Origin of the sequence: Dactylosporangium darangshiense (assembly GCF_039537565.1) — a bacterium.
In the GTDB taxonomy this organism is placed as follows: Bacteria; Actinomycetota; Actinomycetes; order Mycobacteriales; family Micromonosporaceae; genus Dactylosporangium; species Dactylosporangium darangshiense.
Genome location: NZ_BAABAT010000094.1, coordinates 1 through 15695, shown reverse-complemented (window position 1 = coordinate 15695; position 15695 = coordinate 1). Strand labels below are relative to the sequence as shown.

3 protein-coding genes are annotated in these 15695 nt (G+C 68.1%); all 3 read left to right on the top strand.

Going from position 1 to position 15695, the window contains the following annotated elements:
- Nucleotides 1-29 precede the first annotated feature (29 nt).
- The 3 genes from ABD901_RS56855 to ABD901_RS56845 all read left to right on the top strand — a co-directional run bounded on the left by ABD901_RS56855 (nucleotide 30) and on the right by ABD901_RS56845 (nucleotide 15451).
- On the top strand, nucleotides 30-13379 hold the full coding sequence (locus ABD901_RS56855) for a hypothetical protein (protein ID WP_345144428.1): 13350 nt from the start codon (nucleotides 30-32) through the stop codon (nucleotides 13377-13379).
- A 59-nt stretch (nucleotides 13380-13438) separates the two neighbouring features.
- The gene (locus ABD901_RS56850; RefSeq protein WP_345144430.1) at nucleotides 13439-13591 is read left to right on the top strand and encodes a hypothetical protein; all 153 of its coding nucleotides are present in this window, start codon (nucleotides 13439-13441) and stop codon (nucleotides 13589-13591) included.
- Between the two features lie 156 nt (nucleotides 13592-13747).
- On the top strand, nucleotides 13748-15451 hold the full coding sequence (locus ABD901_RS56845) for an IS1634 family transposase (protein ID WP_345144426.1): 1704 nt from the start codon (nucleotides 13748-13750) through the stop codon (nucleotides 15449-15451).
- Nucleotides 15452-15695 lie beyond the last annotated feature (244 nt).

Below are 15695 nucleotides of genomic sequence, written 5' to 3'. Positions count from 1 at the left end.
TGGCGGTTGCGCCGGGGTCGGTGGTGGCGGTGAAGTTCCTGCCGATGACCGTTGGGTTGGTGGCGCCGGCGGGTGTTCGGGTGTCCGACGGCAGTGAGTTGGTCGGGCTGACCGGTGCTGATCCGGATCGTCATCTTGATGCCCGGTTCGGTGAGTTGGCCGGGCCGCGATCTGTTGCTTGGGTTGAGCGTGACGCACGTGGTGAGGTGCGGCTGAACCCGTTCTGGTATCGCCTTGACGAATTGTCGGAAGATGAGGTGAAGGAGGTGAAGCACGAGGATAACCGGAATATAGTATGGATGTTCACCTTCGATGAACGCGGTGTTATACGGATTGGTGCGCTGGATCCCATTGAGGTGCTTGGAGAAGCCGGCTCTCGAAGGTTGTTCGACAATGTCCGGGATGCCGAGAAACGGGATGCCGAGAAACGGGGGCGTGTCGAGCCGGAGCTGACGTGGGACCGGTTTACGGAGATTTTGCGTGGTTCGGGACCTTCGACCGTTGCGGTCGGGTTTGATGACCAGGGGTATACGCGGGTGGCCCCGGCCCGCGTTTCCGGCATGCTGTATTGGTCGGATACTGAGGAGCGCTGGGAGGTCAACGGCAACTCTGGTCGTTACATGAGGCCTGCGGTTCGGGGCGACTGGGCGCCGCGGGACGTGAGGTCGTGGTTGAGCAACGCGGCGGTCGCGATCGGCGAGCGTCTCGGTGTCGGCGTGTTCGTTGCGCAGTCCGGGGACAGCTCGACCGTGGTCGACATCCCACCACCACGCCACGCGCCGGCAACCACCGCCCCCACCGGGCGCCGTGCCGCGAGCGGGACCGCACAACCTGTTTCCCCGCGACTCCGGGAGATTCGCCAGGAGCGTCAGGCACGGGCGATCATGGCGGCGTATGACAGGGTAGGGGCAAACCGGGACCTGCTTGAAGCCGCGGTGCGGGGACTGCTGCTGCTCGAGGGTCCGGAGCTCGAGATCGCCGAGGTGGTCGACCATACGGCTGTTGCGGCGGCCCGGCTCGGGGTGGGGCAAGTGCGGCGTGGGCTCGAGCCGTCGTCCGGCAGCGAACGGGACCTGGATTTCGTCCGGCGGGCGGCGCTGGCGACGAGTTATCTGGGTGCGCGGGAGGTCGATGCCCGCCGTTCGGAAATTCTGGAGCAACTGCACAGTGCGCCGGCTCGGCCGAGCAGTGAGCATGGTGGGCTGGTTCGGCGCAGTGATGGGTGGGTGACCCGGCAGGCACTGGCGTTTGTGTATCTTGGCGCCGACATGTCGCGGCTGCTTGCGGAGCTGTTGGGTGGGCGGCGCAGGGAGCTGGCTGAGGCGTTGGCCGGGATCGTCAGCTCGGTGTTGTTCGGCGAGGGAGAACAGCCGGTTCAGCGTCGCGCGGGTGAGGTGTTGCTGCGGGCCGGGGATCTGGCGGCGTTGGGTGGCGCGGACGGTACCGTTCAGATTCCGTTTCCGCTGGTCGCGTCTACCGGGACCGTCGATGTGGTGGAGGGGTACGAGCGGGTTGGTATCAGTACCAGCTCGGCTGTCAGCCCTGATCCGCGTGTCATCGTCGTCCGGCCGGGTACCAGGTTCGTGTCCATGCTCGAGTTCGGTGGTGGCGCGGCATCGCGGACGCGGCTCGTCGAGGTGAGCTGGTCCGATGCTCCTGGGGCGGGGGTGCCGTCGTCGTCGGCGCACCCGGCCGCATTTTCGGCTGGGCCGGCGGACGTTTCGGGGGCTGCGGGGGTTGCTGTCGGTGCGGTCATGGACACGGCCGGCATCGCCGCCACGGTGGCCGGTGCATCGCAGCGTTCAAGCGCGCCCGCGGTACCGGTTTGGATCCTGCGGACACGTGCCGACCGGGTACACCGCACCGGCAGTGTCACGGCCGGGCCGGGACCCGCCCCGGGTGCTGTTGCGGTTGGTGGTGGCGGGTCGTGGCTGCGGCGGTTGCGGAATGATGTGTGGTTCGTCGAGCCGCCGGCTGATGGTGCTGTCGATCCGGACCGGGTTGCGGAGGCGGCGGGACAGCTCGATGTGCCGCCCGACGTCGTGGTCATTGCGGGTACCGTGCCCGATGCGGCGCACGGCGTCGACGGCGAACGGTTGGAGCGGGGGCAGTGGCTGGCGGTGGCCGACCGGCCCGGTGGTCGGGTGTCGGTCGGTGACCTGATCGGCATGGTTGATGTATCGGGTCGGACGTTGGTGTTGTTGCTGGCTGGGGCGACAGTTGCGGACGGGGACGTTTATGCGCGTGCGTTGAGCGACCGGACCCGGCAGCTGCGGCTTGATGGGCGGCCGGCGCCGAACGGTGCGGTCGTTTCGACCGGCGGTGACTACGGCCGGTCGGACCGGTCGAGCCATCCTGAACCATTTCGATGGCTGGTGACGTCGATGGCTGGAACGTTGCTGTTCGATCGCCTCGCGGAGGCAGCCCCTGCTGCGGCGTCTGATGCGTGGCCGGCGTTGGACGTCGTCGGTGAGCTGCGGGCGCGTTTGAATCGCCAGGAGTGGCCGTTGGGCCTCACCGAGGATGAGCTTGCCAGCGTTGCGATGCGGGCGATGGTCGAGGCGGGGGGTGTGCCTTCGGCGCCGGTGTCCGCGGCTGAGGCCTGGTCGGTGGCGGGCGGTCCCGTTGGCGGCGCTGTTTGGGTGCCGGTGGCGGCGGGGCTGGATGCCACTCGGCGGATCCATGCGGCCCGCCGGTGGTTGCGGTTGGGCTTGGTCCAGCGGATGCGACCGCCGCGCGACGCCGCGGCCGTGGACGTGGTCCACGTGCTGGTGCCGCCGGAGGTGCGGGGCGCGGTGCTGCGGCTGCCGGCGTCGGACCCGGACCCAGCGGTGGACGTGCAGGTGCTGCCCCTGCTCCGACGCCGCCACCCCACCGGCGAAGCACCCGACGAGGTGTTCGACGTGTGGCTGAACCCGTCGCCCGGCGGTCAGATCCGGGCGGTGCCTGTGCCGGCCGACACCGCCCGGTATCTGCGCTATGCGGTGCCGGCGTATGCCGGTGACCGGATTGTGGTCGAGCCGGAGCAGGTGAACCTCGAAGCTGTCGACGGGCACGAGCCGGGTACGGTGATCCGCCCGGCGTATGGCAGTGGATGGCTTACGGCCGGGCAGTACGCGGCCGAGGTCCTGCCTGAGGGCGGCCCGGATTCACGAATCGTGATCATGCTGGGGCCGCCGGGCTCTGATGTTTCCCTCAGCCCATTCCACGCGCAACTCGCCCGGCACGCGACCGTGCTCATCCGGACGGGTCCCGCCGGCAACCATCGGGCCGTTCAAGATCGGTGGACGGGGCTCGCCGATCACCATGTGGACGCCGTAACGTTCGGCGACCTGCGCGCACTGCTGATTTCCCTGACCGGTCGGCACAGGACCGAGGCGTCCGGCGCCGATGACCGTGACGCCCTGGCCGTCGCTGCCCGCATCCAGTCAGGCCCGCAGCAGGAAGTGCCGGAGGGGCTGGCCAGGGTAGTGCGCCAGGTGTTCGAGGAGACGACGCTGCCCGAAGGGATGGTGTCCGGCGATGGTAGGTTGATGCGGGTGCCGCCCAGTGTCGTGGGCGACGAAGCCATTCACTCGTGGCTGCGCGGTCACGACGTGGTGGTAGAGGCCCGGCGCGTTGGCCCTGGTGATTTCCAAATCTGGGTTCCCGTGCACTACGTGCGCGACCTTCCGGAAATTCCCGGCAGCACTTTCTACCGCTTGCTGGATGCCCGGGCGTTGGTCTCCGCGCGAGCACCAGTGATGGTCATCGAGCCGGTCCATGGTGCGCAACATCTGCTTCAGGTGCCCGCCGATCCGGCGGCGACAGATGGTCTTGCCGACGGTGAGACCGTGCGGTCCGACCCGACCGGATCTTCGGTGGCACAGGCCGCACCAGGTCGGGTTTCCGCGCCGGTGTCGGTACCTGCCGGGTGGGTATCGTTGGATCCGTCGGTTCTCGGCCGATCGGACCTCAACAGAATCCGGTCATCGCCGTATGTGCGTATCGCGTGGAGGGCGGTGCCGGGTCGGTCCGTGCTGTCTGGTCCGGTCGGGCCGGCCGATGGTCGGGCCGCTGCGGTGATGCCGGCGGGGCCGCGGATCGTCCGGACGCCGCCGACGCCGCCGACGTCGACGCCGCCGGCGGGCGGCACATGGGTGCGTGACCCGGATACGGCCCGGGAGCTGTTCACCAACCGCGTCGATAACGACCTGCGGAAGCGTGATTACGGAAGCAACCTGCGGAGGCTGTGGGACGCCCTGACCGCCCGTACGAACGACGGGGAGATCGTGGCCACCGAGCGAGAGCTCGCCAGGGCGATATCCGTGCCGCCGCGTATGGTGAGTCGCTGGATCGAGGCTTTGCTTGACGATCGTCTGCTGGTGCGGGTCGAGCGCGGGGAACGTGGCAAGCCGTCGCGGTACCGGGTGGTTGATCCGGGCCGGTCCCGGCCGGGACCGGCCCGGCCCCGGCCGGGACCGGCTGGGATGCTCGTCTATGACATTCCCGGTGATGGGGACTGTTTGTTCAACGCGGTCCTGGAAAGTTCCCGCCGGCAGGGAGTGCGTCTCGGGGCCGGCCCCGCCGAGCCTGACACCGCCGCTGGGCTGCGGGCACTGGCCGCCACCCAGCTGCTTGGCCTGGGGTTGGGGGCTGTTCACGGTCTCGTTGAACGCAGCACCGGCCGGTTGATCAGCGAGGGACTCGGCCTGCCGGCCCTGCAGCACCTGGCGCACCTGCTGCTCCCCGAATTCAGCTACGCGCCCACCGGCGAACAGGTGGATCAATGGATCCAGGCCGCTCGGATTCGGGCCACCCGCGAAGCAGCTCGGGCTGAAGGCCTCAACCATGATGCGAGCCTGGACGACCTGCATGCCGCCCTGCCGGGCTGGTCTCCGCCGCAGGACGTCATCGACTCCCACGTCACCAGGCTCAGCGAGGCCGCGCAACTCGAGGCGTACCGCGCCGCGATCGCCGCTCTGATCGACAGTTCGCCTGTCGCCGCCGTCCTCCTCGGCGCGTTGGCCAGCCATGTCGGCCCGGACATCACCGACGGCACACGGGCCTTGATCAGCCTGGTAGCCGAGCACGTCAGGGACCATGGCACGGTCCCCGACCAGGGTCATCTGCTCTACCAGGCCATGCTGCGCACCGAGCTGTGGAACACCCCGGTCGGTGACGACCTGCCTCGAGTGCTCGCGCTCGCTCTCAACCTGAACATCGTCATCCACGAGCAGCAGCACGAGCACCCCCTTCCCGGCCGCGATGCCACTGCCCCCACCATCCATCTGCAACGGCAGAACAACGACCACTACCAAGCCCTCGGACCGGCTGAGACCGTACGGTCCGGGCCGCCTGCTACGGGACCCGGCGGGCCGGAACGCGCCGGGGCAGCGATGCCTCCGCGGACGCCGCAGCAGAAGCGGCCGTTGGACGGCGGTGGCGACGGCTCTGACGAAGCGCTGCCGCCCCCGCATCGCCGGCCCCGGCGTTCCTCTGGGCCGGCTGGGTCGGTGGCTGGGCCGGGGTTGCCGTATGCCCATCTCGATACGGGTGTGGGTGCGGTGGCGCCGGGTGGTACCGCGGCTGCTGGTGTGGACGGGTCGGGGTTGGTGTCGGCGGTGGTGGGGGCGGCGGTTGCGGCGTTGTGGGGGTGGGTGGTGGGTGTGGATGATTGTTTGTCGCGGGTGGGGTGGGTGCTGGAGGAGGTTGCGGCGCGGTTGGGGTTGCCGCGGGTGGGGGGTGTGGTGGATGACTGGTCGGTGCCGGGGTCGGTGGTGGAGTCGTTGATTGTGGCGCGGTTGGGTGGTGTTCAGTGGGTTGGTGTGGGTGCGGATGTGGCTGTGTTGGAGTCGTTGGCGCGTGGTGCGGTGACGGCGGTACGGGTGGAGCGTCCGGGGTTGCCGATGCATGTGGTGTTGGTGGAGCGGGAGGCCGATGGGCAGTTGGTGATGATCGAGACGCAGTATGCGGCGGGTGAGTCGCCGTATACGAGGTTCGAGCTGCCGGTCCGGTCCGGCGATCCGGGACTGGCGCGGTTGCCGCCGAGGTTCAAGCTGCCGGTCCGGTCCGGCGATCCGGGACTGGCGCGGTTGCCGCCGAGGTTCGAGCTGCCGGTCCGGTCCGGCGATCCGGGACTGGCGCGGTTGCCGGAGCAGTTGCAGGGTTCGTTGAGTGTGGTGCTCAACGATGGGGTGCTCGGGCAGTTGCCGCCCGCGCCGACCTCGGCGCCGGGGTCGTTGTCGGGGTCGGTGGTGGCGGGGTTGCTTGATCCGTCGGTGACCAGGCGGCCGGGTGCGCGGGCCGACCGCGGTCGCGGTCGCGGTGGTGGTGGGGTTGGGCGTGGTGTTGGTGGGCGTGGTTCGGTTGACCCGCCGGCGGCCGGTGCGCCATCACCGCTGCGGGAACCTCGGTCGGCCGGGCCGGCCCGGTTGTCGGGGTCGCCGCAGCCGGTGGGGGGTGTGTCCCCTGATGCTGGTTCCGTGGTGTCGGCTGCGGCGTCCGGGCCGGCTGAGAGCGTGCGGCGGTTTGGGGGGTTGACGTTGAAGCGTGTCGCCGGCGGCGGCGGACTCGTCAACGTATTCAATCCGGGATTCACCATCGAAGAATCCAGGAATAAAAAAAAGGGCGGTACCACCAGGGTCAAATTCAATGACGGCACCCCCGATTGGGTATTCAAGATGCACAAGGGCGCCATAAGCACGACGGAGTTGGTGCTGCGTAAGCTGTATGATGCCCAAGGGCAGGACGTCCCCGTCGAGGATGTCGAACAGTTGATCGGCAAAAAGAGCTATCGTCGGCCGGCCACAGCGGCGATTAACAATGCGCGGGAGGCGGTCGGCGATCGTATTGGCACTCGCTCGGCGGCGGTCGGCGGCGGTGGTGTGAGTCTTGCTTATTTTCTGGTGGATCAGAGTGCGGGACGGGCGTTGGATCCTGCTGCGGCGTCGGTGTTGGGTCGGTTGATGCAGGCTGAAGGTGCGTTCGTCGGGGTTGGGGAGCTTGTGCGGGCGATGCCTGCGGGGTTGCGTCCTGTGGGGGTGGATGACGGGGATTGGGTTGCTGGGGTGGTTTCGTCGTTGCAGGGGCCTATTGGCCGGTTCCGGGTTGTGCCTGGCGGGGATGGGTATCGGCTGGTTGATCCCGCGCCGCCAGGGTCAGGGTCGGTGTCTGAGGATCGCCGTGGTGGTTTCGGTGTGCGGCGGGGCGGGGGTGCCGCCGCGGGGCCGTCCGGGGGTGTCGCCGGGCGGTACCGGGTGGTTGCTCCGGGCGGGTCCGGGCTGGTGCCGCTGGTGTCTGCTGTGGGTGTTGTCGGGCAGTCGTCCCTTGGGGGGTGGGCGGGTACGGCTGTGGCGGTGGCGCGTCGGGTCCTGCCGGGGCCGGCTGGGATGTTTGTCTATGACGTTGCTGGTGATGGGGATTGTTTGTTCAATGCGGTCCTGGAAAGTGCCCGCCGGCAGGGGGTGCGTCTCGGGGACGGCGCCGGCGAGCCTGACAGCGCCGCTGGGCTGCGGGCTTTGGCCGCCGAGCAGCTCGCTCAGCAGCTCGTCCTGGGGTTGGGGGCTGGTCCCGGTCTCGTTGAACGCAGCACCGGCCGGTTGATCAGCGAGGGACTCGGCCTGCCGGCCCTGCAGCACCTGCTGCCCCCCGATCGCTACGCGCCCACCGGCGAACAGGTGGATCAATGGATCCAGGCCGCTCGGATTCGGGCCACCCGGGATGCAGCCCGGGCTGGAGGCCTCAACCCTGACGCGAGCCTGGCCGACCTGCAAGCCGTCCTGCCGGACGACTGGTCCCCGCCGCAGGACGTCATCGACTCCCACGTCACCAGGCTCAGCGAGGCCACGCAACTCGACGCGGCCCGGGCCGCGATCGCCGCTCTGATCGACGATGCTCCTGCCGGCTCTCCTGACATCATCCTCGACGCGTTGGCCGGCTATACCGGCCCGGATGTCACCGACGGCACACGGGCCTTGATCCGTCTGGTCGCCGAGTACGTCGCGGTCCATCGCACGGTCCCCGGCGGGGGTCATCTGCTCCACCAGGCCATGCTGCACACCGAGTTGTGGGACACCCCGGTCGGTGACGACCTGCCCCAAGCGCTCGCTTTCGCGCTCAACGTGAACATTGTCGTCCATGAGCAGCAGTACGAGCGCCCCCTTCCCGGCCGCGATGCCAGCGCCGCCACCATCCATCTGCAACGGCAGAACGGCGACCACTACCAAGCTCTCGGACCGGCCCACCCGCCCGGCGAGGATCTGTCCCGGCTGGACAATACGGGTGCGTTCCCGGCAGCCGGGGCGGCAGCCGCCTGGCCGGCGGACACCGTTCTGCCGGCGCTGCCCCGGCGGCCTGGTTCTGTTCTGGCCGATCGGTATGTGCGGCAGTTGTATGGGTTGCCGGTCCAGGGGTTGCCGGTGGAACGTGGGGACGTTGCGGCGGGGGCGTCCAGGGGTTCCCGCATCGGCGGGGAGCACGTGTTCGGTGATCCGCGGGAGCTGATCCCTGGTTCGGGGGTTGCGGAGTCGGGCGGTCCTGGCGGTCTGCCGGGGGGTGCTTGGCCCGACCGTGACGTGGAGATGTTCGATCCGTCTGATGCTGCGGGGGAAGGTGTCGGCGTTGACGGTGGCGGTCAGGCCGATGCGGTGGGGTCGGCGGGGCCGCGGAGCGTCCGGCCGCCGAACCCGTCGTCGCCGGCCCCGCCTGCGGGCAAAACATGGGTGCTTGCCAAGGATAGGGCCAAGGACCTGATCACCAACCACATCAATGCCATCATCACAAATCTTAAGTACAAGAACGACCAGCAGAAGGTTGTTTACCGGAACAACCTGGAGAAGCTGCGGGACGCCCTGATCAAACACATGAACGAGAAGAACGGGGAGATCAAGGCCAGCGAGAACGAGCTCGCCGCCGAGACAAAGATGCCGAAGAAGTCGGTGAACCGCTGGATCAAGCGGTTGATCGACCATGGTCTGCTGAAGCGGGTCGGGGGCGGGCAAGATGACGGTGCGGCGTCGCGGTACCGGGTGGTTGCTCCGGACGGGTCCGGGCTGGTGCCGCCGGTGTCGGGTGCTGCTGTGGGTGTTGTCGGGCTGTCGTCTCTTGGGCGGGAGGGAGCGGCGGTGGCGCCGGTGTCGGGGTCGGTTGTCGGGTCGTTGCCGTATGCGCATCCTGGTGTGGGTGTGGTGGTGCCGGGTGGGGTGGAGGGTGGGTCGGCGTCGGCGGTGGCACCGTCCGTGCCGTCTGTGTCGTCTTGGGTGTCTGGTCCGTTCTGGCCGTCGTCTGGTGCGTTCGTGCCCTCGATGGCGGGTGGGGAAGTCCGTGGGGCGGGGGGGTCCGGGTTGGTTGATCCGGGGCTGGCGCTGCCGGGTTCGATGTTGGAGGGGTTGGGTGTTGTTGCTGGTGTCGGGGAGGGTGAGGGCGTTGCGGAGTTGGGTGGTTCTGGTGGACTGCCGGGGGGCGTCGGGTTCGGCCCTGATGTGGTGATGTTCGATGGGTCTGGTGTCGGGTTTGTTGAGGGGGTTGGTGGGGGTTTTGACGGTGGTGGTTGGGGCGCGGTGGTGGGGTCGGCGGGTGTTTCTGGGCCGGTGTCTGGTCGGGTGGTGCGGGTGCCGCGGTCTGGGTGGTGTCTGCTGGATGCGGCGGCGTTGTCCGCGCCGCTGGGGTTGGCGGGGCTTGATGGTTTGCCGCAAGAGGCTCGTGATTGGCTGGTTGGTGTTCCGTTCTGGTTGTCTGTGGGTGGTGGGGCTGTGCTGGTGGCGGAGGGGAGCGGTATCCAGGGTGTGAGGACGGCGGTCGCGAATCGGTTGGCGGAGTTGGTGCTTGATCCGGGTCACGATGCGCGGTATAAGGGGTTGGTTGCGTATGCGATCGGTACTGTGTGGGATCGGCGGGGGCGGGGTGCCGTGGAGGTGTCGCCGGGGCGTGTTGCGCGGTTGGCTCGGTTGGTGCGTAGGTGGGAGACGTCCTGGAACACGGAGCAGGGCGATGTTCCGTTGTTGTTCGCTGCGCTGTTGGCTGGTGTGTTGGGGACGAGGGTGGTGCTCGGATCGCCTGGTGATCGGGTCGGGGCGACGCTGGTGTCCGCCCGGGGGGCGGGTGTGGGGGCGGAGCCGTTGCGGTTGTGGCAGGACGACGGTGGTGGGCGTCATTACGATGCGTGGGTCACCGAGTCCGGATTTTCGGCTGTGCCTGTTTCGGGGGTGGCGGCGGCAGGTGCGGCGGTCGATCGGGGTTGGCGGAGCGACGATGGGTGGGACGACGGGCGTGGCGGTGGGTCGGGTGATCAGTGGTGGTTGCCCGACCCCGACGAGGCGATGTCCGATTGGTCTGGTGCCGGATTCGCCGAGGTGGACGGATTCGCCGAGGGAGACGGCCCGGCCTTCAACGGTGGCGGCCCGGCCGATGCGCTGATGTCTGCGGGGCCGGGGATCGTCCGGCCGCCGAACCCGTCGTCGCCGGCCCCGCCTGCGGACGGCACATGGGTGCGTGACCGCAATACGGCCCAGGAGCTGTTCACCGACCGCGTCGTCGATGACATCGTCGCAAAGCTAGGACTTCTTAAGAACAAGACCAAACTGCAGCAGCTTGAGTTCCGGGACGACCTGGAGGAGCTGTGGAACGCCCTGGTCGACCGCATGGAGGACGGGGTGATCGTGGCCGGCGAGCAGGAGCTCGCCGAGGCGATATCCGTGCCGGATCCGGGGGTGGTGTTAGACCGGATCGATGTTTTGGTTCGCGGTGGTCTGCTGGAGCGGGTCGAGGGCGGGACAGCTGACGGTGCGGTGTCGCGGTACCGGGTGGTTGCTCCGGGCGGGTCCGGGCTGGTGCCGCTGGTGTCTGCTGTGGGTGTTGTCGGGCAGTCGTCCCTTGGGGGGTGGGCGGGTACGGCTGTGGCGGTGGCGCGTCGGGTCCTGCCGGGGCCGGCTGGGATGTTTGTCTATGACGTTGCTGGTGATGGGGATTGTTTGTTCAATGCGGTCCTGGAAAGTGCCCGCCGGCAGGGGGTGCGTCTCGGGGACGGCGCCGGCGAGCCTGACAGCGCCGCTGGGCTGCGGGCTTTGGCCGCCGAGCAGCTCGCTCAGCAGCTCGTCCTGGGGTTGGGGGCTGGTCCCGGTCTCGTTGAACGCAGCACCGGCCGGTTGATCAGCGAGGGACTCGGCCTGCCGGCCCTGCAGCACCTGCTGCCCCCCGATCGCTACGCGCCCACCGGCGAACAGGTGGATCAATGGATCCAGGCCGCTCGGATTCGGGCCACCCGGGATGCAGCCCGGGCTGGAGGCCTCAACCCTGACGCGAGCCTGGCCGACCTGCAAGCCGTCCTGCCGGACGACTGGTCCCCGCCGCAGGACGTCATCGACTCCCACGTCACCAGGCTCAGCGAGGCCACGCAACTCGACGCGGCCCGGGCCGCGATCGCCGCTCTGATCGACGATGCTCCTGCCGGCTCTCCTGACATCATCCTCGACGCGTTGGCCGGCTATACCGGCCCGGATGTCACCGACGGCACACGGGCCTTGATCCGTCTGGTCGCCGAGTACGTCGCGGTCCATCGCACGGTCCCCGGCGGGGGTCATCTGCTCCACCAGGCCATGCTGCACACCGAGTTGTGGGACACCCCGGTCGGTGACGACCTGCCCCAAGCGCTCGCTTTCGCGCTCAACGTGAACATTGTCGTCCATGAGCAGCAGTACGAGCGCCCCCTTCCCGGCCGCGATGCCAGCGCCGCCACCATCCATCTGCAACGGCAGAACGGCGACCACTACCAAGCTCTCGGACCGGCCCACCCGCCCGGCGAGGACCTGTCCCGGCTGGACAATACGGGTGCGTTCCCGGCAGCCGGGGCGGCAGCTGCCTGGCCGGCGGACACCGTTCTGCCGGAGCTGTCCCAGCGGCCCGGTTCTGCTCTGGCCCATCGGCGTGCGCGGCAGTTGCAGGGGTTGCCGGTGGAACGCGGGGACGTTGCGGGGGCGTCAGGAGGTTTCCCCTCCGGCGGGGAGCACGTGCCCGGTGATCCGCGGTGGTCGCGTCCTGGTTCGGGGGTTGCGGAGTCGGGCGGTCCTGACGGTCTGCCGAGAAATGTCGAGTCCGACCCTGACGTGGAGATGTTCGATCCGTCTGATGCTGCGGGGGAAGGTGTCGGCGTTGACGGTGGCGGTCAGGGCGATGCGGTGGGGTCGGCGGGGCCGCGGAGCGTCCGGCCGCCGAACCCGTCGTCGCCGGCCCCGCCTGCGGGCAAAACATGGGTGCTTGCCAAGGATAGGGCCGAGGACCTGTTCACCAACCACATCAATGCCATCATCGAAAAAGGTCATAACAAGAGCGACCAGCAGAAGGTTGTTTACCGGAAACACCTGGAGAAGCTGCGGGACGCCCTGATCAACCGCATGAACGAGACGAACGGGGAGATCGAGGCCAGCTCGCGAGAACTCGCCAAGGAGATAAAAGCAGAATCAGGAACGGTGCGTGGTTGGATCAAGGCTTTGACTGAAGGTGGTCCGCTGGAGCGGGTCAGGGTCGGGACAAATGGTACCCACGAGGCGTCGCGGTACCGGGTGGTTGATGGGTTGTCGGTGGAACGTGGGGACGTTGCGGATGCTGAGGGGGAAGGTGCCGGCGTTGACGGTGGCGGTCCGGGCGATGCGGTGGGGTCGGCGGGGCCGCGGAGCGTCCGGCCGCCGAACCCGTCGTCGCCGGCCCCGCCTGCGGGCAAAACATGGGTGCTTGACACGGATAGGGCCAAGGACCTGTTCACCAACCACATCAATGCCATCATCAAAAATGTTAAGTACCGGAACGACCAGCAGAAGGTTGTTTACGGGAATAACCTGGAGAAGCTGCGGGACGCCCTGATCAAACGCATGAACGAGAAGAACGGGGAGATCGAGGCCAGCTCGCGAGAACTCGCCAAGGAGATAAAAGCAGACTCAGGAACGGTGCGTGGTTGGATCAAGGCTTTGACTGAAGGTGGTCCGCTGGAGCGGGTCAGGGTCGGGACAAATGGTACCCACGAGGCGTCGCGGTACCGGGTGGCTGTTCGGGATCTGTCCGGGCTGGTACCGCCGGCGTCGACTCCTGCCGTGGCGATCGGTCCGTCTGTGCCGTCGGGTCGGGCCGCATCGGCCATGTCGCCGGCGCCGGCGCCGGCGGTCCCGTCGGAGTTGTCGGGTCTTGGGGGTGTTGCCGGGCCGCGGGTCGGCGATGTCGTGCAGGCCGTGGGGTCGGTGGCTGGGCCGGGGTTGCCGTATGCCCATCTCGATACGGGTGTGGGTGCGGTGGCGCCGGGTGGTACCGCGGCTGCTGGTGCGGACGGGTCGGGGTTGTCAATCCCCTGGAATCGTGGAGGACCCGGTTATGCGGCCTGGCCCTCCAGGACGTGGATGGTTGATCGTTCGTAGTCGATCGGCGAGCGTCCGTCGCAGACGGAGTGACGGCGTCGGCGGTTGTAGTTATGCGGGTGATCCAGGTGGCGATCTTCAGCCGTGCCTCGGCGCGGGTGCGGAACTGGCGGCGGTGGACGTACTCGACCTTGATGGTGGAGAAGGTGGCCTCGGCCACGGCGTTGTCGAAGCATTATCCGGCTAATGATCTTCCTGCGTTCCGCGCTTGAGCGTCGATATAGTCGGCGTTCGGCGGCGGAACCGCTGGTCAGGCCGTTGCTGGCTGGTGGAAACGGCGAAATATCATAGTGACACGCCTGAGGGTTGGTGGCGGTTGCAGGCTTGGGATTCCCTCGTTGTGGCTAGGTGGTGTACGGTGCCGCTTCGTGTACGTCAGGGCGTCGACGCGTAGGACCCGTGACGGGCAGGTCGTCCGCTACCTGCAGTTGGCGCACAACGAATGGGACCCGATCGCCAAGGCGTCGAAAACGAAGGTGCTGTACTCCTTCGGCCGAGAGGACCAGCTCGACCGTGACGGAGTCCGGCGGCTGGTCGCGGCCCTGTCTCGGCTGCTGGATCCAGACGAGGCCCTGGCCGCCACGGCTGAGGCCGGACTGTCGTTCGTGGAGTCACGGCCGGTGGGTGGAGCCTGGCTGCTGGATGGGTTGTGGCGCCGGCTGGGTATCGACACCACGATCGCCGCTGCGGTGCGGGGACGGGCAGGGGACGCCGACCTGGAGCGGGTGCTGTTCGCGTTGACGGCCAACCGGGCGTTGCATGCCTGCAGCAAGCTCGCCGCCGCGGACTGGGTGACCCATGACGTGCACATCCCCGGCCTACCCGCGGTGAGCGACGACGTGTGCTACCGGGCGATGGACCGGCTGATCGAGATCGAACCGCAGCTGACCCGCCGCGTCTACGACCGGGTCGCTGATCTGTTGAACCTTCAGGTGGATCTGCTGTTCTTCGATACGACATCGACGTACTTCGAGCTGGATGAGGCCGACGAGCTGCTGTGGCGCGACGAACGCGGCACCGTCGTGGACGAGGGCGCCCCTCAGGCGGTCAAGCAGGCCGGGTTCCGCGCCTACGGCAAGTCCAAGGATCACCGCGATGACCTGCCCCAGGTCGTGATCGGCATGGCGGTGACCCGGGAAGGGATCCCGGTCCGGTGCTGGGTCTGGCCGGGTGGGACCACCGACTCGGCGTTGATCCGCCAGGTCAAAGACGACATGCGGGAATGGTGCCTGGCCCGCATCGTGTGGGTCGCCGACCGTGGGTTCACCTCGGCCGAGAACCGGCGCTACCTGCAGCGCGCTGGTGGGCACTACATCCTGGGTGAGAAGCTGCGCTCCGGCTCGGCCGAGGCCACCGCAGCGTTTTCCCGCCAGGGCCGCTACGCCACCGTCGCCGGCAACCTGCAGGTCAAGGAAGTCAAACTCGGCGACCTGGCCGATGACCGGTTCATCATCTGCTACAACCCCGAAGCCGCCGAACGCGACCGCAGCGTGCGTGAGCGTCTGGTCGCCCTGCTGACCGAGCGGATCACCGGCTCCGACGAGCTGAGCGTCACCAAACGGGCCGAACTACGCGGAGTGATCTCCACCAAGCCCGGCCTGAACAGGTTCCTGCGCGTGACCCCCGGTGGGCTGCTGCGCGTGGACCAGGCCGCGATCAAGGCCGAGGAACACCTCGACGGCAAGTACCTGCTGCGCTGCTCAGACCCCAAACTGTCCACAGAGGACATTGCCGTGGGCTACAAGCAACTCCTCGAGGTCGAACGCGGCTGGCGGGACATGCAGCAGATCATCGACCTGCGCCCGGTCTACCACCGCCGCGAAGACCGCATCCGCGCCCACGTCCTACTGTGCTGGCTCGCCCTGCTGCTCATCCGCATCGCCGAGACCACCACCGGCGACACCTGGAAGACGATCCGCACCAACCTCGACCGTATCCACCTGGGCACCTTCCACGGCCCCGCCGGGACCTTCCACCAACGCACCGAACTCAACCCAGCCCAGAAGAAGACCTTCACCACCCTCGGCCTCACTGAGCCACCCCGCGTCTTCGACGCCACCCCAGCCGCATAGCGCTGACCAGCGCGTACACCGCCGCCTCGTGACACGCCTGTCACCGGGCTCATCGCCGTTTCACCAGCTCAGGCCCCAGACATGCGGACTATATCGACGCTCAAGCGCGGAACGCAGGCCTGACGCAGCTGACCGGTGTCGTCGCGCACCTCGCCGCCGTGATCACCACAAGGTGCAGGAGTCTCACCGAGGAGATCAACACGATCGCGGCGCAGATCGAAGACCTGGCCGAGAAACTCGCACC